This is a genomic window from Paenibacillus dendritiformis (genome assembly GCF_945605565.1).
In the GTDB taxonomy this organism is placed as follows: Bacteria; Bacillota; Bacilli; order Paenibacillales; family Paenibacillaceae; genus Paenibacillus_B; species Paenibacillus_B dendritiformis_A.
The window spans coordinates 5,411,016-5,437,069 of sequence record NZ_OX216966.1 but is presented as its reverse complement, the minus strand read 5'-3'; the positions used below and the strand labels follow the sequence as shown (position 1 = coordinate 5,437,069).

29 protein-coding genes and 1 tRNA gene are annotated in these 26,054 nt (G+C 54.8%); 24 read left to right on the top strand and 6 right to left on the bottom strand.

Annotated features, from left to right (window positions below; all coding sequences use genetic code 11):
• The first annotated feature begins 52 nt into the window (after positions 1-52).
• The 4 genes from mutM (at position 53) to NNL35_RS24405 (ending at position 2,913) form a co-directional block, all read left to right on the top strand.
• Positions 53-895, top strand: a complete 843-nt coding sequence (gene mutM / locus NNL35_RS24420) for a DNA-formamidopyrimidine glycosylase (RefSeq protein ID WP_006679249.1) — start codon at positions 53-55, stop codon at positions 893-895.
• 99 nt (positions 896-994) lie between these two features.
• On the top strand, positions 995-1,705 hold the full coding sequence (locus NNL35_RS24415; protein ID WP_006679248.1) for an MntP/YtaF family protein: 711 nt from the start codon (positions 995-997) through the stop codon (positions 1,703-1,705).
• A 30-nt stretch (positions 1,706-1,735) separates the two neighbouring features.
• Positions 1,736-2,332, top strand: coding sequence for a dephospho-CoA kinase (coaE, locus tag NNL35_RS24410; RefSeq protein WP_006679247.1), 597 nt, complete (start codon positions 1,736-1,738; stop codon positions 2,330-2,332).
• Positions 2,329-2,913, top strand: coding sequence for a lytic transglycosylase domain-containing protein (locus tag NNL35_RS24405; protein WP_006679246.1), 585 nt, complete (start codon positions 2,329-2,331; stop codon positions 2,911-2,913). Before coaE ends, NNL35_RS24405 begins: the two co-directional genes overlap by 4 nt.
• Positions 2,914-2,966: 53 nt before the next feature.
• Here NNL35_RS24405 and NNL35_RS24400 read toward each other — a convergent pair whose 3' ends face one another.
• Entirely contained in the window at positions 2,967-3,188 is a 222-nt protein-coding gene (locus tag NNL35_RS24400) for an alpha/beta-type small acid-soluble spore protein (protein WP_006679245.1), read from the bottom strand.
• Positions 3,189-3,310: 122 nt separating this feature from the next.
• Between NNL35_RS24400 and nrdR the strand changes: the two genes are divergently transcribed.
• Positions 3,311-3,784 (top strand): transcriptional regulator NrdR, encoded by a 474-nt coding sequence (gene nrdR, locus NNL35_RS24395; protein WP_040733970.1) that lies wholly within the window; start codon positions 3,311-3,313, stop codon positions 3,782-3,784.
• Between the two features lie 91 nt (positions 3,785-3,875).
• Here nrdR and NNL35_RS24390 read toward each other — a convergent pair.
• A tRNA-Ala gene (locus tag NNL35_RS24390) sits at positions 3,876-3,950 on the bottom strand.
• Positions 3,951-4,005: 55 nt separating this feature from the next.
• Positions 4,006-4,260: a hypothetical protein gene (locus NNL35_RS24385; RefSeq protein ID WP_006679243.1), complete on the bottom strand. Its 255-nt coding sequence runs from the start codon at positions 4,258-4,260 to the stop codon at positions 4,006-4,008.
• Between the two features lie 167 nt (positions 4,261-4,427).
• Between NNL35_RS24385 and NNL35_RS24380 the strand changes: the two genes are divergently transcribed.
• The 16 genes from NNL35_RS24380 to NNL35_RS24305 all read left to right on the top strand — a co-directional run bounded on the left by NNL35_RS24380 (position 4,428) and on the right by NNL35_RS24305 (position 17,379).
• On the top strand, positions 4,428-5,330 hold the full coding sequence (locus NNL35_RS24380; RefSeq protein ID WP_006679242.1) for an AraC family transcriptional regulator: 903 nt from the start codon (positions 4,428-4,430) through the stop codon (positions 5,328-5,330).
• 137 nt (positions 5,331-5,467) lie between these two features.
• Positions 5,468-6,439: an N-acetylglucosamine kinase gene (locus tag NNL35_RS24375; RefSeq protein ID WP_040733966.1), complete on the top strand. Its 972-nt coding sequence runs from the start codon at positions 5,468-5,470 to the stop codon at positions 6,437-6,439.
• Positions 6,440-6,492: 53 nt separating this feature from the next.
• Positions 6,493-7,803, top strand: a complete 1,311-nt coding sequence (locus NNL35_RS24370; RefSeq protein ID WP_006679240.1) for a 6-phospho-beta-glucosidase — start codon at positions 6,493-6,495, stop codon at positions 7,801-7,803.
• A 139-nt stretch (positions 7,804-7,942) separates the two neighbouring features.
• The gene (locus tag NNL35_RS24365) at positions 7,943-8,341 is read left to right on the top strand and encodes a phage holin family protein (RefSeq protein ID WP_006679239.1); all 399 of its coding nucleotides are present in this window, start codon (positions 7,943-7,945) and stop codon (positions 8,339-8,341) included.
• 217 nt (positions 8,342-8,558) lie between these two features.
• Positions 8,559-8,936, top strand: a complete 378-nt coding sequence (locus NNL35_RS24360) for a cupredoxin domain-containing protein (protein ID WP_006679238.1) — start codon at positions 8,559-8,561, stop codon at positions 8,934-8,936.
• A gap of 114 nt (positions 8,937-9,050) precedes the next feature.
• Positions 9,051-9,473 carry a DUF86 domain-containing protein gene (locus NNL35_RS24355; protein ID WP_006679237.1) on the top strand — a complete coding sequence of 141 codons (423 nt, stop codon included), beginning with the start codon at positions 9,051-9,053 and terminating at the stop codon, positions 9,471-9,473.
• 63 nt (positions 9,474-9,536) lie between these two features.
• The gene (locus NNL35_RS24350; RefSeq protein ID WP_006679236.1) at positions 9,537-10,172 is read left to right on the top strand and encodes a helix-turn-helix transcriptional regulator; all 636 of its coding nucleotides are present in this window, start codon (positions 9,537-9,539) and stop codon (positions 10,170-10,172) included.
• A 1,171-nt stretch (positions 10,173-11,343) separates the two neighbouring features.
• Complete coding sequence (locus NNL35_RS24345) at positions 11,344-11,817, top strand: DUF948 domain-containing protein (protein WP_006679275.1); 474 nt, start codon at positions 11,344-11,346, stop codon at positions 11,815-11,817.
• Between the two features lies 1 nt (position 11,818).
• Positions 11,819-12,160, top strand: coding sequence for a YtxH domain-containing protein (locus tag NNL35_RS24340; protein ID WP_006679274.1), 342 nt, complete (start codon positions 11,819-11,821; stop codon positions 12,158-12,160).
• Between the two features lie 249 nt (positions 12,161-12,409).
• Positions 12,410-13,219 (top strand): glutamate racemase, encoded by an 810-nt coding sequence (gene racE / locus NNL35_RS24335; protein WP_040734006.1) that lies wholly within the window; start codon positions 12,410-12,412, stop codon positions 13,217-13,219.
• 145 nt (positions 13,220-13,364) lie between these two features.
• Positions 13,365-14,579, top strand: coding sequence for a M14 family metallopeptidase (locus NNL35_RS24330; protein ID WP_006679272.1), 1,215 nt, complete (start codon positions 13,365-13,367; stop codon positions 14,577-14,579).
• Positions 14,580-14,644: 65 nt separating this feature from the next.
• Positions 14,645-14,905, top strand: a complete 261-nt coding sequence (locus NNL35_RS24325; protein WP_006679271.1) for a hypothetical protein — start codon at positions 14,645-14,647, stop codon at positions 14,903-14,905.
• 112 nt (positions 14,906-15,017) lie between these two features.
• A complete protein-coding gene (locus tag NNL35_RS24320) occupies positions 15,018-15,242 on the top strand; it encodes a YuzB family protein (RefSeq protein WP_006679269.1) in 225 nt (74 codons plus the stop codon).
• 74 nt (positions 15,243-15,316) lie between these two features.
• A complete protein-coding gene (locus NNL35_RS24315) occupies positions 15,317-15,604 on the top strand; it encodes a hypothetical protein (RefSeq protein WP_006679268.1) in 288 nt (95 codons plus the stop codon).
• 108 nt (positions 15,605-15,712) lie between these two features.
• A complete protein-coding gene (locus tag NNL35_RS24310; protein WP_006679267.1) occupies positions 15,713-17,233 on the top strand; it encodes a glycine betaine uptake BCCT transporter in 1,521 nt (506 codons plus the stop codon).
• A gap of 5 nt (positions 17,234-17,238) precedes the next feature.
• Positions 17,239-17,379 (top strand): hypothetical protein, encoded by a 141-nt coding sequence (locus NNL35_RS24305; protein WP_254553817.1) that lies wholly within the window; start codon positions 17,239-17,241, stop codon positions 17,377-17,379.
• Here the strand turns inward: NNL35_RS24305 and NNL35_RS24300 are convergent.
• Together NNL35_RS24300 and NNL35_RS24295 are read right to left on the bottom strand one after the other, a co-directional pair.
• The gene (locus NNL35_RS24300; RefSeq protein ID WP_006679266.1) at positions 17,342-19,324 is read right to left on the bottom strand and encodes an LTA synthase family protein; all 1,983 of its coding nucleotides are present in this window, start codon (positions 19,322-19,324) and stop codon (positions 17,342-17,344) included. The two genes, NNL35_RS24305 and NNL35_RS24300, sit on opposite strands and share 38 nt — an antisense overlap.
• 120 nt (positions 19,325-19,444) lie before the next feature.
• Positions 19,445-20,611, bottom strand: a complete 1,167-nt coding sequence (locus NNL35_RS24295) for a THUMP domain-containing class I SAM-dependent RNA methyltransferase (protein WP_006679265.1) — start codon at positions 20,609-20,611, stop codon at positions 19,445-19,447.
• A gap of 82 nt (positions 20,612-20,693) precedes the next feature.
• Here NNL35_RS24295 and NNL35_RS24290 point away from each other — a divergent pair, with 82 nt between their 5' ends.
• From NNL35_RS24290 to NNL35_RS24280, 3 genes are all read left to right on the top strand, one after another.
• On the top strand, positions 20,694-21,329 hold the full coding sequence (locus NNL35_RS24290) for an O-methyltransferase (protein ID WP_006679264.1): 636 nt from the start codon (positions 20,694-20,696) through the stop codon (positions 21,327-21,329).
• A gap of 96 nt (positions 21,330-21,425) precedes the next feature.
• Entirely contained in the window at positions 21,426-22,772 is a 1,347-nt protein-coding gene (locus NNL35_RS24285) for a sodium-dependent transporter (protein WP_006679263.1), read from the top strand.
• A gap of 41 nt (positions 22,773-22,813) precedes the next feature.
• Positions 22,814-24,157: a sodium-dependent transporter gene (locus NNL35_RS24280; protein WP_006679262.1), complete on the top strand. Its 1,344-nt coding sequence runs from the start codon at positions 22,814-22,816 to the stop codon at positions 24,155-24,157.
• Between the two features lie 596 nt (positions 24,158-24,753).
• Here NNL35_RS24280 and NNL35_RS24275 read toward each other — a convergent pair.
• The gene (locus NNL35_RS24275; RefSeq protein ID WP_254553816.1) at positions 24,754-25,986 is read right to left on the bottom strand and encodes an IS110 family RNA-guided transposase; all 1,233 of its coding nucleotides are present in this window, start codon (positions 25,984-25,986) and stop codon (positions 24,754-24,756) included.
• Positions 25,987-26,054 lie beyond the last annotated feature (68 nt).

Sequence of the window (26,054 nt, the reverse complement as noted above, 5' to 3'; positions counted from 1 at the left end):
TGCTCCGCAGGAGGACAATATTCGGTATAATGGACAACGAGAGGTGATTGACATGCCGGAATTGCCGGAAGTGGAGACTGTTAAAAGGACATTAAATACGCTGGTGGCGGGAAAGACGATTGAGCGCGTAACTGTTACGCTCCCCCGCATCATCCAGCGTCCAGCGAATATAGAAGAGTTCTGCGACGCATTGAGCGGACATACGATCGAACAAGTAGAGCGGCGAGGCAAGTTCCTCCGCATTTTGCTGGACGGGCTTACGTTGGTCTCCCATCTGCGGATGGAAGGGCGCTACGGTGTGTTCAAGGCAGGGGAGCCGGTGGAGAAGCATACCCACGTCATCTTCCATCTCACGGATGGCAGCGAGCTGCGGTACAAGGACGTGCGCCAGTTCGGCACGATGCATCTGTTCCGGCGCGACGAGGAATGGGGCATGCCGCCGCTGCAGAAGCTGGGGGTGGAGCCGCTCTCGGAACAGTTCACGCCCGAAGTGCTGACCGCTTTGCTGCGCAAGCGCCGCAGCTTCATTAAGCCGGTGCTTCTCAATCAGCATGTCGTGGTAGGCATCGGGAATATCTATGTGGATGAAGCGTTGTTCCGGGCAGGCATTCATCCGCTGCGGCCGGCGGACGAGCTGACCGACGCGGAATGCGTCCGCTTGCACGAAGCAATTATCGCCACGTTGAGCGAGGCTGTCGAGGCCGGAGGCTCTTCGATCAAATCCTATGTCAACGGACAGGGCGAGATGGGCATGTTCCAGCATCAGCTTCAAATGTACGGTCGGCAAGGCGAGCCGTGCATCCGCTGCGGCCAAATCATTGAAAAGAGCGTCGTCGGCGGCAGAGGCACGCATTATTGCCCGCGCTGCCAGAAGCATTCCCAACGCGCCAATTAGCATTCACCCCTCTCCGCTGTTGCCCATATGATGGGGTATACCGGCGGGAAGCCCGCGCCGACGCGCGGCCGGTTCTCGCCGAGCAGGGAGGGAAATGTGATGCTAATGCAAGCAGCGTCCATGTTCGTCTTGGCTTTTGCGCTGAGCCTTGACAGCTTCGGAGTCGGAATGACTTACGGTCTGCGCCGCGTGCGTATCCCGATATTTTCGATCGTAATCATTTCGATATGCTCCGGATTGTTCATTTGGCTGTCGATGCAGGCCGGAGGTCTCCTGGTGCGATACGTCTCTCCAGCCGCCGCGCAGTGGACCGGATCGGTTATCCTGATTACGATCGGGGCCTGGGCGATCATCCAGCTGCTTCGCAAGAAGGAGGATGCGCCGGAAGCGGGCCGAAGACGGAGCGGCGGCATGAAGCCGATTCCTCCGCAGGAGCTGAAGGAATGGATCGGCCGGGCGGAATCGAAGCCGCTCATCCGCATCCAGCTGCGCCGTCTCGGCTTAGTCATTCAAATATTGAAGACGCCTTCCGCTGCCGATATCGATCGCTCAGGAAGCATTAGCGCCGCCGAAGCGGCATGGCTCGGAGCCGCGTTGTCGCTTGATGCGTTCGGCGCAGGGATCGGGGCATCCCTGCTTGGCTATCCGTCTTTGCTGACGGCGCTTGTGATCGCGTTATTCAGCGGCGCCTTTTTGCGGGCAGGCATGCATCTGGGAATGAAGTTCTCGCACCAGCGCTGGATTCAGAGAATATCATTCCTGCCAGGTTTGTTGTTAATGTTGATGGGGATGCTAAAATTGATATCTTAATGTAAGCAGGCAAATAAATGAGGTGAAGGCATGAACATCGGATTAACCGGCGGCATTGCGTCGGGGAAAAGCACCGTCTCCCGTCTGCTCGTGGAACGGGGCGCTCTGCTTGTTGATGCTGACCGGATTGCCAGGGAGATCGTGCTTCCTGGCAGTCCCGCGTTAGATCAGATCGCGGACCGGTTCGGAGCGGACATGCTGTTGCCGGACGGCTCGCTTGACCGCAAGCGGCTTGGAAACGTTGTATTTTCCGATGCCGCCGCGCGAAAGGCGCTTGAGGAGATAACCCACCCCGCCATCCGGCAGGAGATGATGACGCAGATGCGCCGGCTGGAGGAAGAGCATCCGCAATCCCTTGTCGTGGTGGACGTGCCGCTGCTGTACGAGTCCGGCTTGACTGATCGCTTCGAGGAGATCGTCGTCGTCTACGTCCCGCAAGCGATTCAATTGGAGCGCTTGATGCGGCGGGACGGATTATCTGAAGCGGAAGCGTCCGAACGGCTTCTCTCCCAGTGGGATATTGAGATGAAGCGGGAACGAGCAGATTATGTCATCGACAACAGCAACGGAATAGAAGAGACTAGGCAGCAGGTGGAACAGTTCTGGCTTTGGAAAGGTCTGTTATGAACCGAATCATGAAGCTGATGCGGAAAAAGCGTTTTTTGCTCGCTCTCTTTCTCGGGTTTCTATTTATCATATTTGTACAATCGCAATGGCTGGGCCGCTGGATGTATCCGATTCCATACGAGGATGAGATTCGGAAGCACGCGGGCAAGTACCAGATTGATCCGCTGCTCGTCGCGGCCATCATCCGGGTAGAGACGAACTATCAGGCCGGTCAGGAATCCAGGAAGGGCGCCATCGGGGTTATGCAGCTGATGCCGGACACCGCCTCGTGGGCGATGGAGCAGCTCAAGCTTGATTCGCATTGGACGATGGAGGAATTGAAGTACGAGATCGACCCGAACATTCATATTGGCACCTGGTATTTGCAATCGCTGCACAAGCAGTTCAATGGCAACTGGATAGCGGCGATCGCGGCGTATAACGCCGGTCCGGGCAATGTAAGCAAATGGCTTCGCAACCAGACATGGGACGGACGATACGAGACTGTGAAGCAGCAGATTCCTTATGGGGAAACGAAGCTGTACGTACAGCGCGTAATCCATTATTATGATAAGTATAAGGACGTCTATGGGATGAAATGAATAAGCATCGGACAAGCCGGGGGTTACCGGCTTGATCCGATGCTCATAATGCCTTATTTGAATTGTCCTGCTAGCTGTTGCTCCGCGATTTGTACCAGGCGCTTCGTGATGTATCCCCCGATCGAACCGGTGTCGCGGGTTGCCATGTTGCCATAGTATCCGTCTTGCGGAATGGCAATGCCCAATTCTTGAGCGATCTCGAACTTCATTTGCTCGAGAGCTGCAGTTGCTTGAGGAACAACCAGGTTGTTGCTGGAACGGTTGTTTTGGGCCATATCTATTCACCTCCTTGCGGTTGGTAATTGTATTGTGTGCATTCTCGCTAAGTTCATTACAGGTAACGACTGGTATTTTCTATAACATCCGAGTTCAATCGGGAAGAAAGGAGGAACACCATTTGAAATGTCCTTTTTGTGACCATCTTGGAACGAAAGTGCTGGATTCCCGGCCTGCGAATGATAACAAGTCCATCCGGAGGAGAAGGGAATGCGAGTTGTGCAGCCGGCGGTTCACGACCTTCGAAATGGTCGAAGAGACGCCGCTTATTGTCATTAAGAAGGATGGAAGCCGTGAGGAGTTCAGCCGCGACAAGATGCTGCGTGGCCTGATTCGGGCTTGTGAGAAAAGGCCGGTCTCGGTGGAACGGCTGGAGATGATAGCGTCCGAAGTGGAGAAGCAGCTCCGGAATACGGCTCATGCCGAAGTAGAGAGCCGCATTATCGGCGAGCGGGTGATGGAGCAATTGTATCCGGTCGATGAGGTGGCCTATGTGCGATTTGCTTCGGTATACCGCCAATTCAAGGATATCAATATGTTCATGAAGGAACTGACGCACTTGCTATCCAAAAATTCATTAGGGGAGCACTCATGAAAAACCCGCATCTTAGAACCCTTGCGGGTTCTTTTGTGCAGACATAACAAAAAGAACATCTTCATCCAGATGTTCTCGAGTGTAGCTATGATGGTGGAGCATAGCGGATTCGAACCGCTGACCTCTTCACTGCCAGTGAAGCGTTCTCCCACTGAACTAATGCCCCGTTACCTGTTACATTATACCACCACATGTCTCGAATTGCAACAGGATTTATTCATTTATTCAGCAAGCATGTCGGATAAATGGACTTGGCTGTCAATTTGTTCCGCGAAGCGGTTCAGACATGAGCAAATGAAGTCTTTTCTGCATACGGGACAAGGAATGGAGAGCAAGCGGCTGATCGTAATTGCTCCTTTGTTGTAGATGACGCGGCATTGAGTGCCATCCTGCAATTTCACTTTGACTTGATACAGGTTGTCTTCATCGTTGCGCTCAATTAACGTCTTTTCCTTTACAATCGGTTGGTAGTTCACGGGTAGGTCACCTGCTCCCTTTAGTTTTTTGCATTTTACATCTTAATGTCTTTTTACTGTCTTTGTCAATTTATTTGTGTACAGGACGCGAAATGTTTTTCTTTGCGGGATTGCCTTTTTTTGCTGTAATAGAAGGAGAACGTTTTCATTGCGGAGGTGAAGCTTGTATGGATCGGAATGTACATACGGAACCCCGGGAAAAGCCAAAGGCCATCATGCCTGATCCGGTGTCTTGGCCTACGCCGATGCCGTACCTCGTATCGACGACGGAAGGCGTGAGTCCGGGCTTTCAACGGCTCCATTGGCACCGGGAACTGGAGATTAATTATATCCGGGGCGGGACAGGATTTTATGTGATCAACGGCGTAAAATATCAGCTTCAGGCTGGAGATATTATCCTCATCAATGGACAGGACCTGCATCGCGCCTTCGAGACGGATCATCTGGTCATTGACGTTCATATGTTCGATCCCGGGATGCTGGCCATGGAGATGCGCTATGACCATGACTTGCTCCGCCCGTTCCGGGAACAGGGCATACAGTTCACCAATCTGGTCAACCGGGACATGCCCGTCTACGATGAATTGATCGCGATACTCCTCAATATGAAGGAGGAAATGCATGTGCGGGCTCCATCTTACGCCTCCGTCATCCGGGCGCAATTGACCCGCTTCCTCGCGCTCGTGAACCGCCACGGCGCGATCTCGGAAGGGGAACCGGCGCCAGTGAAGCACCGCGGAATCCATGCGCTGAAGGAGCTTATTCTAACGATGGAGCTCAATTTGGCTTACCCGTGGACGCTGAAGGAATTAGCCGAGCTGACCCATTTGAGCCCGTCCCGGTTCAGCGCCTTGTTCCAGCAGGCGGTCGGCACGTCGCCGCTTGATTATCTTATCCAACTCCGGCTGACCCAAGCGGTTCATTTATTGGAATCATCGGATGAGAAAATTATTGATATTGCATCAGAATGCGGCTTTCGCAATTTATCGAATTTCAACCGTCTGTTCCGCCAGCTGTTCGGCGTGTCGCCAAGCGAAATCCGTAATCAGCGAACGAAGAAAAAACAGTAAGATCATATTACTTTATACGAGGTTAGTAGTAGTTAATGGGATAAAACAAATTGTAAAGTAAGGATATAGCACAGATGATGTATTCGCACGTGAAGGTGCGTAAGAGGTGCATTTGCAGATGAATGGGAGAGAAACCGATGAGCATCTACTTAGGAGTCGACGCAGGAGGGAGCAAGACGCACGCCTTGCTGGTCGATGCGGAGGGAAATGTGCTGGGCACCGGGCTATCCGGCAACGGGAATCATCAGATTGACCGGAATGGGGCCGCCCGCAATATTCGCGCCGCCTGTGAAGCCGCGCTTGCTTCGGCCGGCTTGAGGCATGAGGATGTAACCTTCGCCTATTTCGGCCTGGCTGGAGCGGATCGCGAACCGGATTACGTTATCCTGCGGCCGATGATTGCGGAGCTGGGCTTCGCCAGGCACGCGATTGCCTGCGACACGATGATCGGCATGCGTGCAGGCACGGATCGCCCGTATGGCGGCGTAATCATCAGCGGCACGGGCTTCAACAGCGCCGCGCGCAACCGTCATGGCACGGAATTGCAATATGGAGGCTACGGCCATCTGTTCGGCGACGGATTCGGCGCAGGATCCAGCCTGGCGGTATTGGCCTTCCGGGCGGTTATTCGAGAGTGGGACGGGCGCGGGGAAGCGACGGGACTCACGCCGCTCGTGCTGAAGGAAATGAATTACGGTACAGTCGAGGATATGTATACCGATGTGCTGGATAACGGCGTGTCCGTACCGCGGGATTTGGTCAAATGCTTGTTCGAAGCGGCGGCCCAAGGCGATGCCGTTGCGCAGCGAATATTGGAGGAGGAAGGGACGGAGCTCGGCAATGCGGTCAATGCGCTGATTCGCCGGCTGAATATGATGGATGACGAATTCGATGTCGTCCTTATCGGCAGTGTGCTAATGCGTGGCAAAGGATCTTACCTTCAAGATGCGGTGGCACGGGAAGTGAGCAGGGTAGCGCCGAAGGCCCGCTGCGTCCGGCTGCAATCGGATCCGGTCGTGGGGGCGGTGCTGAGCGCGATGGATGAAGCTGGAGTCATCATCAGCCCGGAGCTGGACGGACGTCTGAAGTCGTTCACCTTTCCCGGATAAGCTTCGGTCATAAGTTAAAGCGATTTGCTTTTCAAAATGAAGGAGGTACCTACATGGGAGATAACAACGGATTGAAAATTGCAGTGATTGGCGGTGGCTCTTCATATACGCCGGAGATCGTGGAAGGATTCATTCGCAACTATGAGCAAATGCCAATCCGCGAATTGTGGCTGGTCGATATCGAACAAGGCAAGCATAAGCTTGATATTGTCGGCAACCTGGCGAAGCGCATGGTCCAGGAGTCGGACTACCCGATCGACGTTCATCTTACACTGGATCGGGAGCGCGCGATTGAAGGTGCTGATTTCGTCACGACGCAAATGCGAGTCGGTCTGCTCGAAGCCCGGAAGCGGGACGAGCACATTCCGATTCAGCATGGGGTGATCGGTCAGGAGACGACGGGGCCGGGGGGGATGATGAAGGCGCTGCGCACCATTCCCGTTCTGCTTGAAATTTGCCGTGACATTGAGCGATTTGCTCCGAATGCCTGGATGCTCAACTTCACGAATCCGGCAGGCATCGTGACGGAAGCGGTTGCAAAGCATAGCAGCGTCCGTTCGATCGGATTGTGCAACTCGCCAATCAACGTCAAGAAATTCCTTTCCGCGGAATATGGAGTATCCGAAGCCGAGGTGCTGCCGGAATTCGTCGGCATCAACCATCTTCACTGGGTCACTTCGGCTGCCGTCAAGGGGGAGGAGAAGCTTCCGGAGCTGCTGGCCGGAGGGAAAGCATACAATGCGAAGAACGTGCCGACGACGGGCTGGGATCCGGAATTCCTTGTCTCCCTGGGAGCGATTCCGACGTATTATTTGAAATATTACTACCAGACGGACGAGATGTTCGAGGAGATGAAGGAATCGCTGGCGAAGAACGGAACGCGCGCCGACGTCGTCAGCCGCGTCGAGACCGAATTGTTCGAGCTGTATAAGGATGAATCGCTTCGCGAGAAGCCGAAGCAGCTCGAGCAGCGCGGCGGCTCTTATTACTCGGAAGCAGCGGTCAATCTGATGAATTCCATCTATAACGACAGACACGATATCCAGACTCTGAACGTGCTGAACGGTAACATTTACGACTTCTTGCCGGCCGACGCCAGCATCGAGGTCAATTGCGTCGTCACGAAGCAAGGCCCGATTCCGCTGCCGCCGCGCTGGATTCCGGAACATATCCAAGGTCTGCTGCATGCGGTGAAGACATATGAGCAGCTGACGATTGAAGCGGCAGTCACCGGAGATCGCGGAATAGCGCTGCAGGCGATGGTGCATCATCCGCTTGTCCCTTCCGTCCGCGTGGCCAAGGCGCTCCTGGATGAGATGCTGGAGGCGAATCGAGCGTATTTGCCGCAATTTTTCAAACAATAATCACATCTATAGCGATGTGGGCCGTGCCTTCGGATGGAGGACGGTCCGTATTTTTTCGTCAGGATGGAACCCGGCCGTGGCGGGATGGACAAGACCTTGCATACGATAATGTATTACGTAGCAAGAGGAGGTTGGTCTTGTGAGACAGCTTGCTCTGAACAGCTTAACCGGGCTCCTCGGGGGAATCGTCGCTTTCCTGTTCGGCACCTGGAACCCGTTGTTATCGCTTTTCGTCATCGCCATCGCTATTGATTATATCTCCGGCATCGCGGCTTCACTGCGGGAAGGCAGGGGCTTGAGCAGCGAAATCGGGTTCTGGGGCCTGGCCCGCAAAGGGTTGATGCTGTTTATCGTCATTTTGGCGCACCATATAGATACGGTCTTCGGCACCGTATGGATACGAGAAGGCGCTATCAGCTTTTACCTCGCGAACGAGCTCGTGTCCATCGTTGAAAATTATGGTCGTCTCGGTCTTCCGCTGCCGCCGAAGATTCGCAAATTTATTGCAACTCTCAAAAATAACGAGGATAAACAATAATAGCTGTTCACGGAAATGTCAAGGATAGCTCAGGCTTTTCCATCGGATGAAATCGCCTAAATACGGCAAAAATAAAGAAAATACTCTTTTCGTTCATCAATTCGTCACAAAGTTCAAAAATGATTTAGAAAATTTCAACTTGGGGTTGAGAGATTCAGGAAAGATTTTGTAATATAAAAGGTGACGAATGTAACTGACAAAGGGGCGTATGACAGTTATGCAAAAATGGGCAATGTTCACATTGTTCAGCATCGCGTGCGTATTCGCCATCGGATTGTTGCTCTTCAACATGCCGAAGGCTGAGCAAGAAGAAGCAGCTCCAGAAGGCGTTAAGCTTGTCAAGATCGTAGCGAGCAATGATTTTACGTTCGATCAGGCCGAATATAAGGTGAAGGCTGGAGAGAAAGTCCGCCTGAAGCTGGTGAATGAATCCGGTTTTCACGGTGCTGCCATTGAAGATTTCAAAATCGATTTGAAAGATGGTCAAATGGAGAAGGACTTTGTTTTCGACAAGCCGGGAAAATATTTAATTCACTGTTCGGTCATGTGCGGTACAGGTCATGATGATATGAAATCTTATTTGATCGTTGAATAAGCAAGATTTTTCAGGAAAAGGGGCTGACGGGCTCCTTTTTTTGTGGTTGCCAATCATGTCCAGCTTCGATATGCTGTCTGTGACAGCGTCTGACAGAGAAGGGAGAGGCTAGCGATGTATTATGTCAATACCGCACAGATCGAGGAACGGTTGAATATGGTTCCCGAACTCGTGGAAGCCGCGAACGCGATTCGGAACGGATGGGATGGCAGCTTGACCGCATCCTACGCGCAAGAACGGGCGCTCCATATCGCCATTGAGTTGATTACCGATGTAGGCAGTCTGCTGATCGACGGATTTATGATGAGGGACGCCAGCAGCTATGAAGATATCGTTGATATTTTATCGCAAGAAGGGGCCATACCGGAGCGGCTGCATGACGGTCTGCTCGGCCTGGTTCGGCTGCGCAAATCACTCGTCCAGGATTACGCTGCCTGGAAGAGAGGCGAACTCCATCCCGCCCTGGCAGAGTTGCCGGAGCTGTTGCCGCCGTTCGCCGAAGGCGCCCGTCAGTTCATTGCCAAAGAAATGATCTAGTCTCGGTCGCCGGGATAAGATACAATGTCGATACGAAGACAAGCCAAATAAAGGTGGTTACTATTGAAACAGTCTGATTCGAAAACGTCGACCCGCCAACAGATGCTGATGCTGCTCAAGACCAATGGAGCGATGTCGGCTGCCCAATTGGCCATCCAACTGAACATGACGGAAATGGGCGTGCGCAGGCATCTGTATGCGCTGGAGGAAGAAGGACTGCTGGAGACCGAGATGGTGCGCCAGCCGATGGGCCGCCCGCTGCGTACATATCGGTTGTCGACCCAAGGGGATGAACAGTTCCCGAAGCAATACCATCAACTGATTCTGGACTTGCTGAAGGAGATGGAGGTCTGGCCGGAGGAAGATGGAGTCGGGAAGCTGTTCGAGAGCCGCAAGCAGTCGCTGATCGAAAAGTATGCTCCGCAGATGGGCCAATCTAGCCTGGATGAACGCGTCGAAGCCCTAGGGACCATTCAGGATCATAATGGCTATATGGTTGAGACGGAGCAGGAAGAGGATGGAAGCTGGCTGCTGCATGAGTACAATTGCCCCATCGCCCAGGTGGCCCAGCATTATAAGCAGCCTTGTGCTTGCGAGCTGGCGCTGTTCCGTGAACTGCTGGACGCGGATGTGACCCGGACCGAATGCATCGCAGAGCAGGGCAAGCGCTGCACATACCGGATTCGCAAGCGAATCTAACCGCCGGGAGGGAACTCCCGGTTTTTTCTTATCCCGTGTGCGCAGGTTGAACAAGTCCCCGTCTGTCCCTTATGCACGCTATCCCCTTGGCACAGGATGTTGAAGAGCCCTGTCTGCCTCTTATGTTCGTTATCCCCTTGGCACAGGATGTAGATGTCCCTGTCTGCCTCTTATGTTCGTTATCCCCTTGGCACAGGATGTGGATGACCCTGTCTGTCTCATATGTAAGGTATCCCCCTGGCGCAGGATGTAGATGACCCTGTCTGTCTCTTATGTAACGTATCCCCCTGGAGCAGGATGTAAATGACCCTGTCTGCCTCTTATGTTCGCTATCCCAATGGCACAGGATGTGGATGACCCTGTCTGTCTCATATGTACGGTATCCCCCTGGCGCAGGATATGGATGTCCGTGTCTGCCTCTTATGTACAGTATCCCCCTGGAGCAGGAGCTGGATGACCCTGTCTGTCTCTTATGTTCAATATCCCAATGGCATCCCCCTGGATGACCCTGTCTGTCTCTTGTGGACGCTATCCCGTTGGTGCAGGATAAGCAAGTCCCGTCTTGCCCCACGTGCCATTTTCTCCTCCGTTGAACAAATCTGAACGATGAGGATGTTGGTTGATCAAGCACATCTGAGCGTGGGGGATATTGACTATAAGGACTTAAGGAAGGGCATCTGAGCCGCGGGGATATTGACCATAAGGGCTCAAGGAATGACATCTGAGCGTCGGGGATATTGACCATAAGGCTCAAGGAATGACATCTGAGCGTCGGGGATATTGACCATAAGGCCCAGGGAAGGGCATCTGAGCCGCGGGGATATTGACCATAAGGACTCAAGGAAGGGCATCTGAGCGTCGGGGATATTGACCATAAGGCCCAGGGAAGGGCATCTGAGCCGCGGGGATATTGACCATAAGGACTCAAGGAAGGGCATCTGAGCGTCGGGGATATTGACTATAAGGGCTCAAGGAAGGACATCTGAGCAACCGGGATATTGACCATAAGGCCATGATCGCGAGGTAGTTTCAACATTGATGCGGTCGTCACCAGACTCGCAACAATTATTTTTTACGTGAAAAGTGTGTCAAGACAAGCCCAATCTATCTATACTGTCATTACAACATGGGCATTTGCCCGGGTTGATGCTGGAGATAGGGAGGAGCCGCCATGATTGCTTGGAGCATTTTGCTTGCTGCCGTTGCCTGGACGGCACTGTGCGGTGCGGGAGTAGCCGTGCTGCTTCGCTTGGGCCGGACGCTGGCTAGGGCAGAGGAGTGTGCCTATGAAGCGAAGCGGCTGATGCGCCGGCTGTCGGCTTTGTCCAGGAAGGCCGAGCGGACCGTTGAGGCTGCCGAGGAAGTCATCGGCGCCTTGAAGGAATGGAGCGGCGCGCTTCGCCAGACGGGCAGGCTGCTAGCGGATTGGGGGCGCAAGGCCGAGCGGTGGTTCGGCCGCAAGGGGCGGCAGGCGGACGGCCCGGACGAGTCGGGCTCCCGTTCCCGTCGGCCCTCCGGCCAATGGCTGGAATGGGCTGCAGCGGGATGGGACGAATGGCAGCGGCGAGCGTCCCGGTACGAATCCCCGCCGGATTCCCGACAACAGCATGAATCCGGAGCGATGCCGACAGGAGGAGAGCAATAACATGGCAAACGGCAACAAGAAGTTCTGGATCGGGACGCTCGTCGGCAGTGTAGTTGGTTCGGTAGCGGCATTGCTGCTTGCGCCCAAATCGGGCCGCGAGCTGCGCGCCGATATTGCGGAGGGTGCTCAGCAGTTGAATGAGAAGACGCAGCGGCTGGCGAAGCAGATTGGAGAGCAAAAAGATAATTTCCTGGAAGCAGCGCGGGAGAAGGCGACCGGCATTCAGCAGCAATGGAGCAATTGGCGTCAGGCAGACGACGAAGCCGAGCTGACGGTGCTTGACGACACAGTGGATGCCGCATCCGAGGAGACGGAGAAGGAATTAGAAGTAACCCGTAGATAAGGCGCTCCGCCTTTCATATGGTTTCACCGGCATCCCTGTTCTTCTTGGCATTTGCCGAGGAAGGAGCAGGGATGCTTCTTAGGGCGGAGCGCTTTCGTCGCGCTGCTGTCTCTTGCGCTGTGTGAAAATGGAACGATAGTCGACTTGAACCTTGTCTGCATTGCTGTTAAGATCGAGGTACATTTTAGGTTTGCCGTACATATGGTATCACAGGTCAGTCAATCAAGAGACAAAGGAAGCGGTGTATTCGTGCAACAAGCTATAGCAATGCTCGATTCGGGTGTGGGAGGTTTGACGGTTGTCAAAGAAGTCATGCGCCAGCTTCCACAGGAACAAATCATTTATTTCGGCGATACCGCCCGATCGCCTTACGGCCCCCGATCTTCGGAGGAAGTGAGATTGTTCACGCGTCAGATCGTGGACTATCTTATCCAATTTCAGCCGAAGATGATCGTAATTGCCTGCAATACAGCGACGGCGGTCGCCTTGGAAGAGATACGCGCCTATGTTCCGGTTCCTGTCGTCGGTGTCATCTATCCGGGAGCCCGGGCCGCGCTATCGGCCACAAAGACGGGGTATATCGGCGTCATCGGCACGGACGGGACGATTCGAAGCGGCGCCTACGAGCAGGCGCTCAAGCGGTTATCTCCTCATGTGGAGGCTGTCAGCAAGGCTTGCCCGACCTTCGTTCCTCTCGTCGAAAAAGGCTTGTTCCAATCCAGTGAAGCCCTGGGCGTTGTCCGGGAAGCACTGGATCCATTGCGCTCTTTACCTTTCGATACATTAATATTGGGGTGCACGCACTATCCTTTTTTAACCGATGCGATTCAACTGGTCATGGGCCCGGATGTTCAACTTATCAATTCGGCCGAAGAGACTGCAAGGGAAATCAGTACGATTTTGCATGACAAAGGGCAGCTCGCCCATAGTTTGGAGACGCCGGTTCATCAATTTTTCTGCAGCGGAGATCCGGAAATGTTCCAAAAGATCGCCCGCGCCTGGCTGGGCGAACAAATATGCGCCGTGCCCGTCGTGTGGCGAATGTCCCAAATCTTATAGCTATTATACGTTTGTCCTTTTGCCGAAGAGCATGCCCTTCGCGTTTATCGCGGAGAGCATGCTCTTTTGGTATGCGCCAGTACCCAGTCATGTCCGCTTCATACAGGGCATATGCATCAATGAGGAAGTGAAGGAGGTTCGAACGATGCATATCCCCTATACCGTCCAGCCTGGAGATACCTACCTGCGCATTTGCGTCCGGCATGGAATTAATCTCCCTGCACTGTTTGCATACAATCCGCAGCTTGATCCCGACCAATATGCGCTTCCCGGGCATGTTCTCATGTTGCCGGCGCGTCCATACGATACTTATTCCGTCCAGCCGAACGATACTTTGTGCCGGATTGCCGCACGGCATCGCGTTCCGGAAGCGGTGCTGCGCTCCGTGAATCCATCCTTGGCTCCGGACCGGCTGACGGCCGGGCAGCGGGTGTTCATTCCATACGTTTGCACGAATGAGACGCTTCGAAAAAAAGCGGAATACGGCCCTGGCCAACTGATGGGGGACCTTCAGCAAATAAGCCGCCGCTATTCATGCGTCCAAGTCGAGACGATCGGACAGAGCGTCCTCGGCAAGCCGATCCTGGCCGTCAGCATCGGGCGCGGGAATGTGCCGGTTCATGCGAATGGCGGTGTCCATGCCAATGAATGGGTTACTTCGGCACTGCTTATGCAGTTCATCGAAGATTATGCACGAGCGTGCGACAGCGGGAAGTCATGGCTTGGCTGGGATGCGCGGTCCGCCTACGAGCGAACCGTGCTGAAAATCGTGCCTATGGTGAATCCGGACGGCATCGAATTGGTGCAGGAGGGCATCTCGCCGCGGCATCCATACTATTCCTCGGTGATGGAATGGAATCAGGGATCCCGGCGATTTCAACGGTGGAAAGCGAACATCCGCGGCGTTGACCTGAACGATCAGTTCCCGGCCCATTGGGAGGAGGAGCGGGCACGGCGCGGTATGCGTTCTCCGGCGCCGCTCAATTACGGTGGGGAGCATCCGCTGTCCGAGCCCGAGGCCGCCGCGCTTGCTTCCTATACGGAACGGAATTCGTTCGAGTTGGCGCTGTCCTTCCATACGCAAGGGCAAGAAATTTATTGGAATTACCGTGACTACGAGCCTCCCGAAGCGGTCACATGGGCGGAACGGTTCGAATCGGTCAGCGGTTACCGGGCCGTCAAGCTGTCGGGCAGTGATGCCGGATACAAGGATTGGTTCATTCAGCGCTTCCGCAAGCCCGGCTTCACGGTCGAGGTCGGCCTTGGTGCCAGCCCGCTGCCGTTACAGGATTTCGACGGAATGTACAAGGAAGTATCGGCGATTTTGCGGGAAGCATTGAACGGACAGGTCGAGGAATAGACCGTCTCAAGCGGGCCGTATGACGCGTGCCGGATGGCGCACACTAGGGGCAAGGAGGTGTGCGGATGGGCCGCAATCATATGTCCAGCAAGGGCGGAAGCAGGCATCCTGTTCGCCGGATCATCCGGCTTTTCCGATCGGCTCCGCGGTTGTTGTTCTCGACCCGGGTTCCGCTGAAGGAGAAAGGGATATTTGTCGGACTGGTCCTGTTGTATTGGGTAATGCCCGATGTCATGCCATTCATGCCGATCGACGATATCCTGTTCACGATGATTCTGATGCCATGGTTCTCCAAGCGGGTCATGAAATACGATCCCGTCCGCTAGAAGTTGTGGTCATACCGGTTGCTTCTGCAGGGCCATTCCCTTACAATAACTATAGCAACATCGGTATTTCTTTTTACATCAAGACGAAGGGATTAAGATGGAGTGAGCAATCATGGCAAATGATATACGTATATGTGATAAATGCCGCCACATCAGCATGAAGTCGTTCCTGCCGAAGGTGAAGAAGCTGGATCCCGAGGCGGAAATTAAAATAGGGTGCAAGTCGTACTGCGGCCATTGCCTGAAGCGGGTATTTATTTTTATTAACGGAAGATATGTCACGGCGCCGACGGAGGACGAGGCGATCGAGAAGGCGAAGGCGTTCCTGAAGGGCTAGTTGTCGGTATAGAAAATGCTGTCGAGCACATCCTAACGTTGCTTATGACTACACAGACGAAGGAGGCTTACAGCATGCCGAACAAGTATGACTCCAGCCTGCAGTCGCAGAATCCGATCTCCCAGGCCCAAAATGCCGTCAAGACCGCGCGCAATGCGGTATCCCAAGCGATGTCTCATCCGTCGGACCAGTCCGTCGAGCAAGCCGAGCAATCGCTTCAGCATGCGGAACGGGCTGTCGAGCAGGCCGGACTGAGCTTGAACCAGCAGCCGGTGGAGCTGGCCGAAGCGATGCTTGAGGAGCAGCAGAACCGGTTAAGCTCTCTCCTCAACAGCGAGCAGTGGGAACAACGTGAAGAATGAAGTTGCCCTCTTTATTATGAAAATAATGCCGGAATCCCAGACAACCGTCTGGGATTTTTTTTGCGCATACTACATGCTATCAAGAGCAACAAACCAAGGGGTGGGGATATGGTATTTGGAATATCGGTCGTTATCATCCTGGCCTTTGTCCTGTGGGGCTTGCTGTCCCCGGGCAGCATGGCGCAGCAATCCGAGGCGGCGCTCACCTTCACGACGGAGCGGTTCGGCTGGTTCTACCTGATAACGGCCCTGATCGTGCTATTGTTCTGCTTCGCGCTTGCCTTCGGGAAGCACGGACACATTCGACTCGGCCAAGAGGACGATGAGCCGGAATATTCGAATCTGTCCTGGTTCGCGATGCTATTCAGCGCGGGCATGGGCATCGGGCTCGTCTTCTGGGGTGTAGCCGAGCCGCTCAGCCATTATCTGAATCCGCCCACCGCAGCTGGGATGACACCGGATGCGGCGCGAGAAGCGATGCGTTATTCGTTCTTCCATTGGGGACTTCATCCATGGGGGATTTATACGCTCGTGTCGCTCGCTATGGCTTATTTCACCTTCCGCCATGAGCATAAAGGACTGATCAGCCGAACGTTCTACCCGTTGCTTGGAGAACGCGTGGAAGGATCCATCGGCAAACTGATTGACGTTTTGGCCATTATCGCCACTACCTTCGGTGTCGCGACGTCGCTTGGCCTCGGCGTGATGCAGATTAACGGCGGACTGCAGCATACGCTGGGAATTCCGTCGAACATCACCGTTCAAATCATCATTATTATCGTGGTTACTATATTGTTCCTGACTTCGGCCATTACCGGCCTGGACAAGGGGATACGCATATTAAGCAATACGAATCTGCTCATTGCGCTTGGCCTGCTCGTCTTCACGCTGCTGCTCGGACCGACCTCTTTCATCATCGATACGTTCACGACGACGTTGGGCGGCTACTTGCAAAATATTATCCAGATGAGTCTTCGGCTGTCGCCGTTCACGGAGAATTCCTGGATTGCGAGATGGACCCTGTTTTACTGGGCGTGGTGGATTGCGTGGGCGCCGTTCGTCGGTTCGTTCATCGCCCGCGTATCCCGGGGGAGGACGATTAAGGAGTTCATTCTCGGGACATTGCTGCTGCCAAGCGGCTTCAGCTTCATCTGGTTTTCCGTGTTCGGGGCGACGGGGCTTCACTTGGAGATGTTCGAAGGCATGAATCTGGCCCAGGCGGTGGAGCAGGATATTACGTCCGCCTTGTTCGTAACGCTCGACGCCCTGCCGGCCGGCTATGTGCTCGGGGTGCTGGCCACGCTGTTAATCGTGACCTTCTTCATTACGTCGGCGGATTCCGCCACCTTCGTGCTTGGCATGATGTCGTCCGACGGGAATCCGAATCCGAGCATCCCGATCAAGCTCACCTGGGGAATCTTCCAGTCGCTGATCGCCATCGTCCTCCTCCTGAGCGGCGGGCTGGATGCGCTTCAGACCGCTTCCATCCTAACCGCGCTGCCGTTCGCGGCCGTCCTGCTTGGCATGTGCGCGTCTCTCGCCAAGGCCCTGCGCCGCGAAGAACGCGAGCGGCGCCTGAAGGAGAAGAAGCGGCGCCGGAAGCTGGACGAGCTGCTGCAGGAACGGTAGTGCCGGTGAGAGGGCACAGGCGGGCGGCGCAGGAGCGGCAGCGAACGGATGGCGGGCACCCGGGAGAAGCGCGGACAGCCGCTGTCAACGGGGACAGCGGCTGTCATGTCACGGTTCCGAATGAGAAGATTGGCGGAACCGCTTGATCAGATTATGCGTAATCACGTTATCCGAGACCGTCAAGCGGCGCTTCGCTTCGGCATCGTACGGCTGACAACGGGCGACATCCGTCTTCTCTCGCGCCGCGTAATCGAAGCAGGTGCCGTGCTCGAACAGTCCGTCGGCCGAAGGGACATAGAAAATGCTGCCGTCCGTGTACGATCCGTTCCGCAGGACGACAAGCCGCCGATCCGGCAGCAGCAGATTATGGCCCATCATATAGGAGTCGGCCGGATCGATTCCGAGCCAGTGCAGCAGAGTCGGGGCGACGTCCAATTGGCCCGCAACCGTATCATATGTCCCGGACTGGGCCCCGTCAGGGAGATGAATGAAGAGCGGGACCTGATTCTTCATCTCCAGCATATCAAGCTTGCTGATCGGATGGCCGAGCAGCCACGAGAGAGGCTCCGTCTCTCCGATAGAGTTGTCATGATCTCCGTAGAACACCCAGATCGTCTTGTCCCACAGCCCGCGCTGCTTCAGATCGGCAATCATTTCTCCGACCGCTTCGTCAACGTAATGCATCGATTGCAAATAGTCACCGAACATTGTGTCCTTGTATGGGCCGACATCAAGCTTCTGCACCGATTCCGGCAGCTTGTACGGATGATGGCTTGCCAGCGTGATTAAGAAGCTGTAGAACGGATGCGGCTCGGCAGACATTCGTTCGACCGATTGGCGGAAGAAGGATTTGTCCCCGACCGTCCATCCGACCCGCTCATCAAGAACATAGTCTTTTTTGCTCATGAAAAAGTCGTAGCCCATATTTTGATACATGATATAACGGTTCCAGAACCCGGCGTCATACGCATGGAACGCCCCGGTGCGATATCCTTCCGCGCGGAGCATGGCCGGCAGCGTGTCGTAGGTCTGGCCAGGGTAGCGGATGAAGACGGAGCCGGACGGCAGTGGATGAAGCCCGGCATTCACCCCGAAATCGGCATCGGAGGTGCGGCCCTGCCCCGTCTGATGGAAGAAACGGGTGAAATAGAGACTGTCCTCGCGAAGCGCATTCAGGTTCGGCGTAATCTCCTGGCCGTTCACCTTGGCGCCGATGACGAAATTTTCGAACGCCTCAGCCTGCACAATAATGACATTGCTGCCGGCATAGCGCCCGAATGAGGGCGCAGGTCCTTGCCGGTCCGGGCGATGGTCGGCGAACCACGCTTCCGCGTCCTTGATCTCGGCTTCCGAGAGAGAGGCTCCGCCCCCTATATTCTCCTTCACGAACCGGTACACATCATAGCCGTGAAAGCCCAGCAAGCCCGTAATGTTATAGACGGAGGCGCTCCACCAGACCGAGCTGAACAGCCCTTTGGCCCATGTGCTGGTTGCTTTGTTAACCGGTACGGCTACCATCACGGCGCCGACGACGATGGCAAGCAGGCCGGCCGCTGCCCGCTGCAGCATGCGCCCCCGGTTTTTTTGGCCGGATAACATGGCGCGCTGATACCGAGATTCCCTGGACCGAATGCGGACATGCCCGATCGTAAGCGGAATCAGGACGAGCCAATCCAGGAACAGCCGCACATCCTTGCCGTGAATAAGCGAAGCGATGCTCTCTCCGAGCGAGCTGACCTGCGCCGCTTGAAGCAGGACGGGAATCGTGATGAAGTCCTGAAAATAGCGGAAATAGATCAAATCGGCAAAAATGAGCAGCGTCAGCGCGAAGTTAAGCAGCAGCAGGAGCAGAGGGCGCCATCGTTCCTTCGCCCAGAACGTCCAGCTGCCCGCAATGAGCAGCGCTCCCAGGGCGACCAGATAGTCGTCCCGGTTCATGGCCATATTCGGTATCGCCAGCGTGTGATTGAAATAGATCAGCTTCCCCATCATAGCCGCGAGGAAGAAGACGAAGCTGAGCCATCCGAACAGGGCGGCTGCCGATCTTTTCCTGCCGCTGGAATCGGGCCGGGCTTGACGAATTGGATTCATTACGTGTACCTTCCTTGACTTGTAATCGTACCTCCCATCTTATCAGATTTTCATAAAATGTTAAAAATAAAAGAACACCGCCTGCCGATGTAGGGCAGATGGTGTTCGATTGGGCGTAAATTAAGATTCGGCAGGCGACTCCGGCGCTTTGCTGCGCGGCGGGAGCGGACCGAGATATTGATAGAGCTGGCATTCGATATTGCCGTTGAACAGCTTGCGGCGCTTATCCGCCGGGCGCCCGAAGTAATGCTCGAACTGGCGGCTCGGGCTGATCGCGAAGAATGACCAGGTCGGCAGGGTCTTCGCCATGAAGCCAAGGTCTCTCACCATCCGCTCGACTTCATCCTTCTCGTTCAATCGTTCGCCGTAAGGCGGATTCGTCACGACGCAGCCGTAGTCTCCTTCCGGCTTTGCTTTGTTCGCAGGGGAGACGCGGAACTCGATCTCGCGGGCGAAGCCGGCGCTCTTCGCCGCTGCCTGCGCTAGGCGAATCGCTTCCGGATCGATATCGGATCCGGTCAACCGGAGCTCCGTGTCGTCGCGGACGGCGTCGAACGCTTCCTCCCGCGCTTGTTCCCATGCCTGTTCACCGATGACGCCCCACGCCTCCGCAGAGAAGGAGCGCCGGAGTCCGGGAGCGACATTCCAGCCGATCATCGCCGCTTCGATCAGCAGGGTTCCCGATCCGCAGAACGGATCATACAGCGGCCGCTGCGGATTCCACCTGCTCAGCAAAATGATGGCGGCAGCCATCGTCTCTTTGAGCGGAGCAGCTCCGGTCAGCTTGCGGTAGCCGCGCTTATGTAAGCCGGGCCCGGTCGTGTCCAGCGTAATCGTCGCCATGTCATTCAGCAGGGAGACCTCGATCCGGTACAGCGGACCGGACTCTTCGAACCAGTCGGTATGGTACCGCTGCTTCATTCGCTCCACGACCGCCTTTTTCACGATGCCCTGACAGGCGGGGACACTCGAGAGCTGGGATTTATGAGAACGCCCGTCAACCGGAAATTCGCCGTGCATCGGGATCCAGTCCGGCCATGGGATGGCTTTGGTGCCCTCGAATAGCTCCTCGAAGGTACGCGCACGGAACTCGCCCATCTTGACGAGCACCCGATCCGCGGTCCGGAGCCACAGATTGGCCCGGCACACGTCGACAGGACCTCCGGAAAACAGCACGCGGCCGTTCTCCACCCGCGTATCCTCGTATCCAAGCAGCTTCAATTCGCGCGCGACGACGGCCTCCAGACCCATCGGGGCAGTCGCGATTAATGTCCAAGGTCGGTTCATTCGATAACAACACTCCGTTCTACTTCTCTTACTTGTACTTGTATGGCATTCATCATATCATAAAATGCAAGGAGGATGGAAAATGTCGAGTGAAGCAGTAGAATCTTATTTGGAACAATTATATCCGGCGGATCCGGCCGTGGAGCGAATCAAGGAAGCTATCCGGGCTCAGGGCATGCCGGACATTTCCGTGCCGGAAGGGTACGGGCGCCTGTTGACGATGCTCGCCCGCCTGGCACATGCGAAGGATGCGCTGGAGATCGGCGCGCTGGGCGGCTACAGCGGCTATTGCATCTTACGGGGGCTGGAACCGGGAGGCCGCCTTGTCTCTCTGGAGCTGCGTCAAGACTATGCCGATCTGGCGAAACGCAATCTCACCGAAGCCGGCTTCGGCGAGCAGGTGGAATACAGAGTGGGCGAGGCGCTTCAATCTCTTGCAGAACTGGAGCGGGAAGGAGCCCGCTATGATCTGTTCTTCATCGACGCGGACAAAGAAAATTACCCGGCCTATCTCGAATACGCAATCCGGCTGGCGAGACCGGGGGCACTAATTGCGGGAGACAACCTCATGCTCCGCGGCAGAACGCTCAATCCGGACAAGCAGGGCCCGTCCGTGCAGGCGATGCGCGCCTTCAATGCCGCGATCGCGCAGGATGAACGATTGCTCAGCACGCTGCTTCCGGCCTATGACGGTCTGGCGCTTGCTATCGTGAAATAGACGGCCAGATTCCAAATATGTGGAAGCAGACTCTTTATTCCGTTGCTATGCTATAATGGATGACAGCAATCGAAAAAGAAGGATGGATTAGAACGGATGACACAGCAAGAACAATGGACTTCGAGGCTCGGCTTCGTGCTCGCCTCGGCCGGATCGGCCATCGGGCTCGGAGCGATCTGGAAGTTCCCGAATGTCGTCGCTACCAGCGGTGGCGGCGCTTTTTTTCTTGTCTTTATTATTTTTACCTTCGGCATCGGTCTGCCGCTGCTGTTGGCCGAGTTCATGATCGGCCGCAACACGGGCAAGGAAGCGGTATCTGCCTACCGTGAGTTGGCGCCGGGGAGCAAATGGCACGGCGTCGGCTATTTGGGCATGGCGACGTGCTCCTTGCTGCTGTCTTTTTACAGCGTGGTTGGCGGCTGGATTGTGCTCTATTTCCTCAAGGCCCTGAGTGGTTCACTGCTGCAGGGTGGACGGAACTATGGAGAGCTCTTCGAATCGACTTCGGCCAACCCTTGGGCGGCCGTGCTGGCGCAGGCGTTGTTCCTGCTCATCACGATCGTTATCGTGGCCCGGGGAGTGAAGCAGGGCATTGAGAAGGCAAGCCGCATTATGATGCCGGGCTTGTTCATTCTGTTCCTCGTCCTGATTGTGCGGTCGCTTACCTTGCCGGGGATGAGCGAAGGACTCGTCTATTTTCTGAAGCCGGACTTCGGCCAGCTGACGCCGCAAGCGCTGCTGTATGCGCTCGGACAATCCTTTTTCTGCCTGAGTGTGGGCGGCTCCTGCATGGTAACGTACAGCTCTTATCTGAAGAAAGGGGAGCCTCTCGGAAAGCCGGCTCTATCGGTCGTCGGCTTGAACGTGCTGACCTCGTTCATGGCGGGCATCGCGATTTTCCCCGCTTTGTTCGCGCTCGGCATGAAGCCGCAAGAAGGTGCGGGGCTGCTGTTCATTACACTGCCGGCCGTCTTTGAGCAGCTGCCGTTCGGCAGCTTGTTCATCGTGCTGTTCCTGGCGCTTTTCTTATTCGCGACACTGACATCGGCGTTCTCTCTGTTGGAAATCGTCGTGGCCGCATTCACCCGGGGCAAGGCGGAGCAACGCACGCGCATGTGTTGGCTGGTCGGCGGCGTTATATTTGCCTTGGGCGTTCCTTCGGCACTCTCCTTCGGCGTGGGCAGCCATCTGCAGTGGCTGGGGCGCAATATATTCGATTGGGCCGACTTCGCGGTTACGAACGTCATGCTTCCGCTTGGCGTGCTGCTGATCTCGCTATTCGTTGGGTTCCGGTATCCGCGGCGGCGCCTGCAGGAGGAATGGAACACGCTCGGCAGCCGTTGGCACAAAGGCTTGGCCGTGTACGTCTTCATGCTCCGCTTCATTTTGCCGGTTATCGTCCTGGTCGTGTTTTTGCACGGGATGAACTGGCTGCCGGTATGAGCGGGCAATATTCGTACACAGATTGACAACAGGAGGCAGTAATGACAACTCGAGAGCAGTGGACTTCAAAACTCGGATTTATATTGGCGTCAGCCGGATCGGCGATCGGGCTGGGGGCCATTTGGAAATTCCCCAATGTCGTCGCGACGAGTGGCGGGGGCGCATTTTTTATTATTTTTCTACTATTTACGCTGGGCATCGGGCTGCCTCTGCTCCTGGCGGAGTTCGCCATCGGGCGCAGTACAGGCCGGGGAGCCGTATCCGCTTACCAGGACATTGCGCCGCGTTCGAAATGGCACTGGATCGGATACTTGGGCATCGGAACCTGCTTCCTGCTCTTGTCCTACTACAGCGTCGTCGGCGGCTGGATCGTGCTCTATGTAGGACGCGGCATTGTGGGCGGCTTGCTCGCGAGCGGCCGGGATTACGATGCGCTGTTCGCCGAGACGGTAGCCAATCCGTGGTATGCGGTGGCCGCGCAATTCGTCTTCATGCTGATTACGATCGCGGTGGTCGCGCGCGGAATCAAGGGGGGAATCGAACGGGCAAGCCGCATCTTGATGCCGGGCTTGTTCGTCTTATTCCTCGTGCTTATTATCCGTTCCCTGACCCTTCCCGGAATGGGCGAAGGACTTCGTTATTTTCTTCAGCCTGATTTCAGCAAGCTGACGGGACAGGCTGTGCTGTATGCGTTGGGGCAGTCGTTCTTCTGTCTCAGCGTCGGGGTATCCGTCATGGTAACCTACAGCTCCTACTTGAGCCGCCAGGAATCGCTGGTCAAATCATCGGTCTCTGTCGTCGGCCTGAACGTCCTGACCTCGCTGATGGCGGGGCTTGCGATCTTCCCGGCCATATTTGCGCTGGGCATGAAGCCGCAGGAAGGCCCAGGCCTGCTGTTCGGCACCTTGCCGGCCTTGTTCGAACAGCTGCCGTTCGGCGGCCTTTTCATCGTCTTATTCTTGGCGTTGTTCTTATTCGCGGCCTTAACCTCGGCCTTCTCCATGCTGGAGATTCTGGTCTCGGGATTGTCCAACAACGACCAACAGCGCTCCCGGATGAGCTGGCTGTTCGGCATCCTTATCTTCATCGTCGGCATCCCGCCCGCCTTGTCGTTCGGCGTCTGGTCGGATGCGCGCATCTTCGGCCTGTCTCTGTTCGACGCGGCCGACTTCGCCGTGACGAATGTGCTCATGCCCGTCGGGGCGCTGCTCATCGCCTTGTTCGTCGGATACCGCTTCCCGCGGCAGCGGCTGTACGAGGAATTCGCGAACGAGGCGGCTTGGTGGCGCAAAGGACTCGCCCTCTACATCATACTGCTGCGCTACGTCATTCCGGTTGTGATCGCCATCGTATTCCTTCACGTGCTCGGCCTGCTGCAGCTGTAAGGGACGCCAATGAGGAGATGATTGGGTATCGTTTGGTCAGGGCGAGGAAAGAAGACTGCAAAGTGGAGAAAGAGCTTGAAGCAATCATCATGCCGGGAACTCTTCCGCTTCTTGTCGCTGGCCTGTCACGGCTTCGGATTCCGCACATCCTTCAGCCAATAAGACAGCGTGAAGAAGACATAGTCGTCCTCCTCCGTGTCCAATCCTGGAGGCATCATCGCCTTCTAGTGGCATCATCGCATTCTAGTGGCATCGTTGCCTCCTGGGGCTTGGATGTGTGGAGGAAATTGCTGCTATTTTACAGGAATTTTGGTTCAGTGAGTCCACATCCCGAGAAATTGCTGCAAATCCACATCATTTTAGGCCTTTTTGCTTCAAGTTGAAGCGAAACGGGTGAAATTGCTGTAGTTTTGCAGGATTCCCTTTCTGGTGAAGTCGTCCATATCGAATTGCTGTATTTTATACGAAAATAAAAACGTTGAAGTAAGCACGACAGCCCTTTCAAAATGTATGAATAGAACTTTTTCGGGCCATTATTACTCTAAGAAAGCAAAAAAAGACTCACCCCCCGAAAATGATCACATCATTTTCAAAATTTAGCTTGTTTCGTTTTCAGTTAGTTGAAGTGCAAAGCCCAGCTCTTGGAGTTTCTTTACGTAAAAATTAGCTGTTCTTTGTTTAGACATGCGTACCTGCATGTCTATTTCTTTGTATGGCGTTCCTTCTTTCATCATGGCATAAATGATCTTAATTAAGAGATGTCCGGTTGCTACGCTTGCTGTTTTTTCGCCTCGTCGTTTCCGTATCCGTCTAAAGTGCTCACCTATTCGATTCCTTGACCTGTAATTTGCCCATGCCGCTTGCGTTATGCTACGTTTCAGATACTTGTTCCCTTGCAGGCATTTCCGGCTTTTCTTGCGCCCCGCGCTCTCATTATTACCTGGAGATACCCCTGCCCATGAGGTGAATTGCTCGACCGTGGGAAAACGCGTGGCGATATCCGGCCCCATTTCTGCAAATATAGCGGAAGCGCAAGACTTGTCAATTCCGGGAATGCTGTCTAAACACTCAATCTCTTTTCGATAAGGCTCAAGCTGTTCGTCGATTAATGATTCAATTTCTTGCAGTTCTGCTTCCTCGAACAGCAGGTGCTTCCAGTGTGCACGCATCATAACACGATGATGTCGCCGTAGCTGACCATTCAGAGCTTCAACTAACTGAGGCACTTTTGTTTTTAGCTTGGTTTTGACAAGTTCGCGTACGTCATCTTCTGCGAGCACTTCTCCGTCCATGAGCTTTTCCAGAAGCAGACGCCCGGATACGCCGAACAAATCGCTCATAAAACTCGTAAGCTTGATGTTTCCGTCTTGAAGAATTTTATGGATACGATTCTTCTCAGAAGCAATGGTCACCACGATTCTCAGACGATACCTCGTTAGATCTCGTAAATCCCGCAAATGCTGCGGCAACACCACGCTTGGTTGAATGAGACCACAACGATGAAGTTGTGCAATCCACTCCGCATCTTTCTTGTCTGTCTTACGCCCTGGTGTATTCTTGATTTGTTTAGCGTTTGCCAACACTAAATAGCAGCTAGACTCTAAAATATTCCATACCGGTTTCCACAGCACACCTGTGCTCTCCATGGCTACTTCTTTACACTCATGTGCGTTAAGCCAATCTTGAAGTCGGAGTAGTTCGGTAGTTGTTGTTCCAAAGCTTTCGATGACTTTCTTGGGCTTGGATTCTAAATCCCCGTAAAGGATACAGGCAACTACTGTTTTTTGATGGACATCTAATCCGCAACAGCATTCGCGTACGGCATCCATGCTTGCACCTGCTTTCATGTGTACTAACAAATCATGCGACCTGAATAAGGAAATTTTATACACGCACT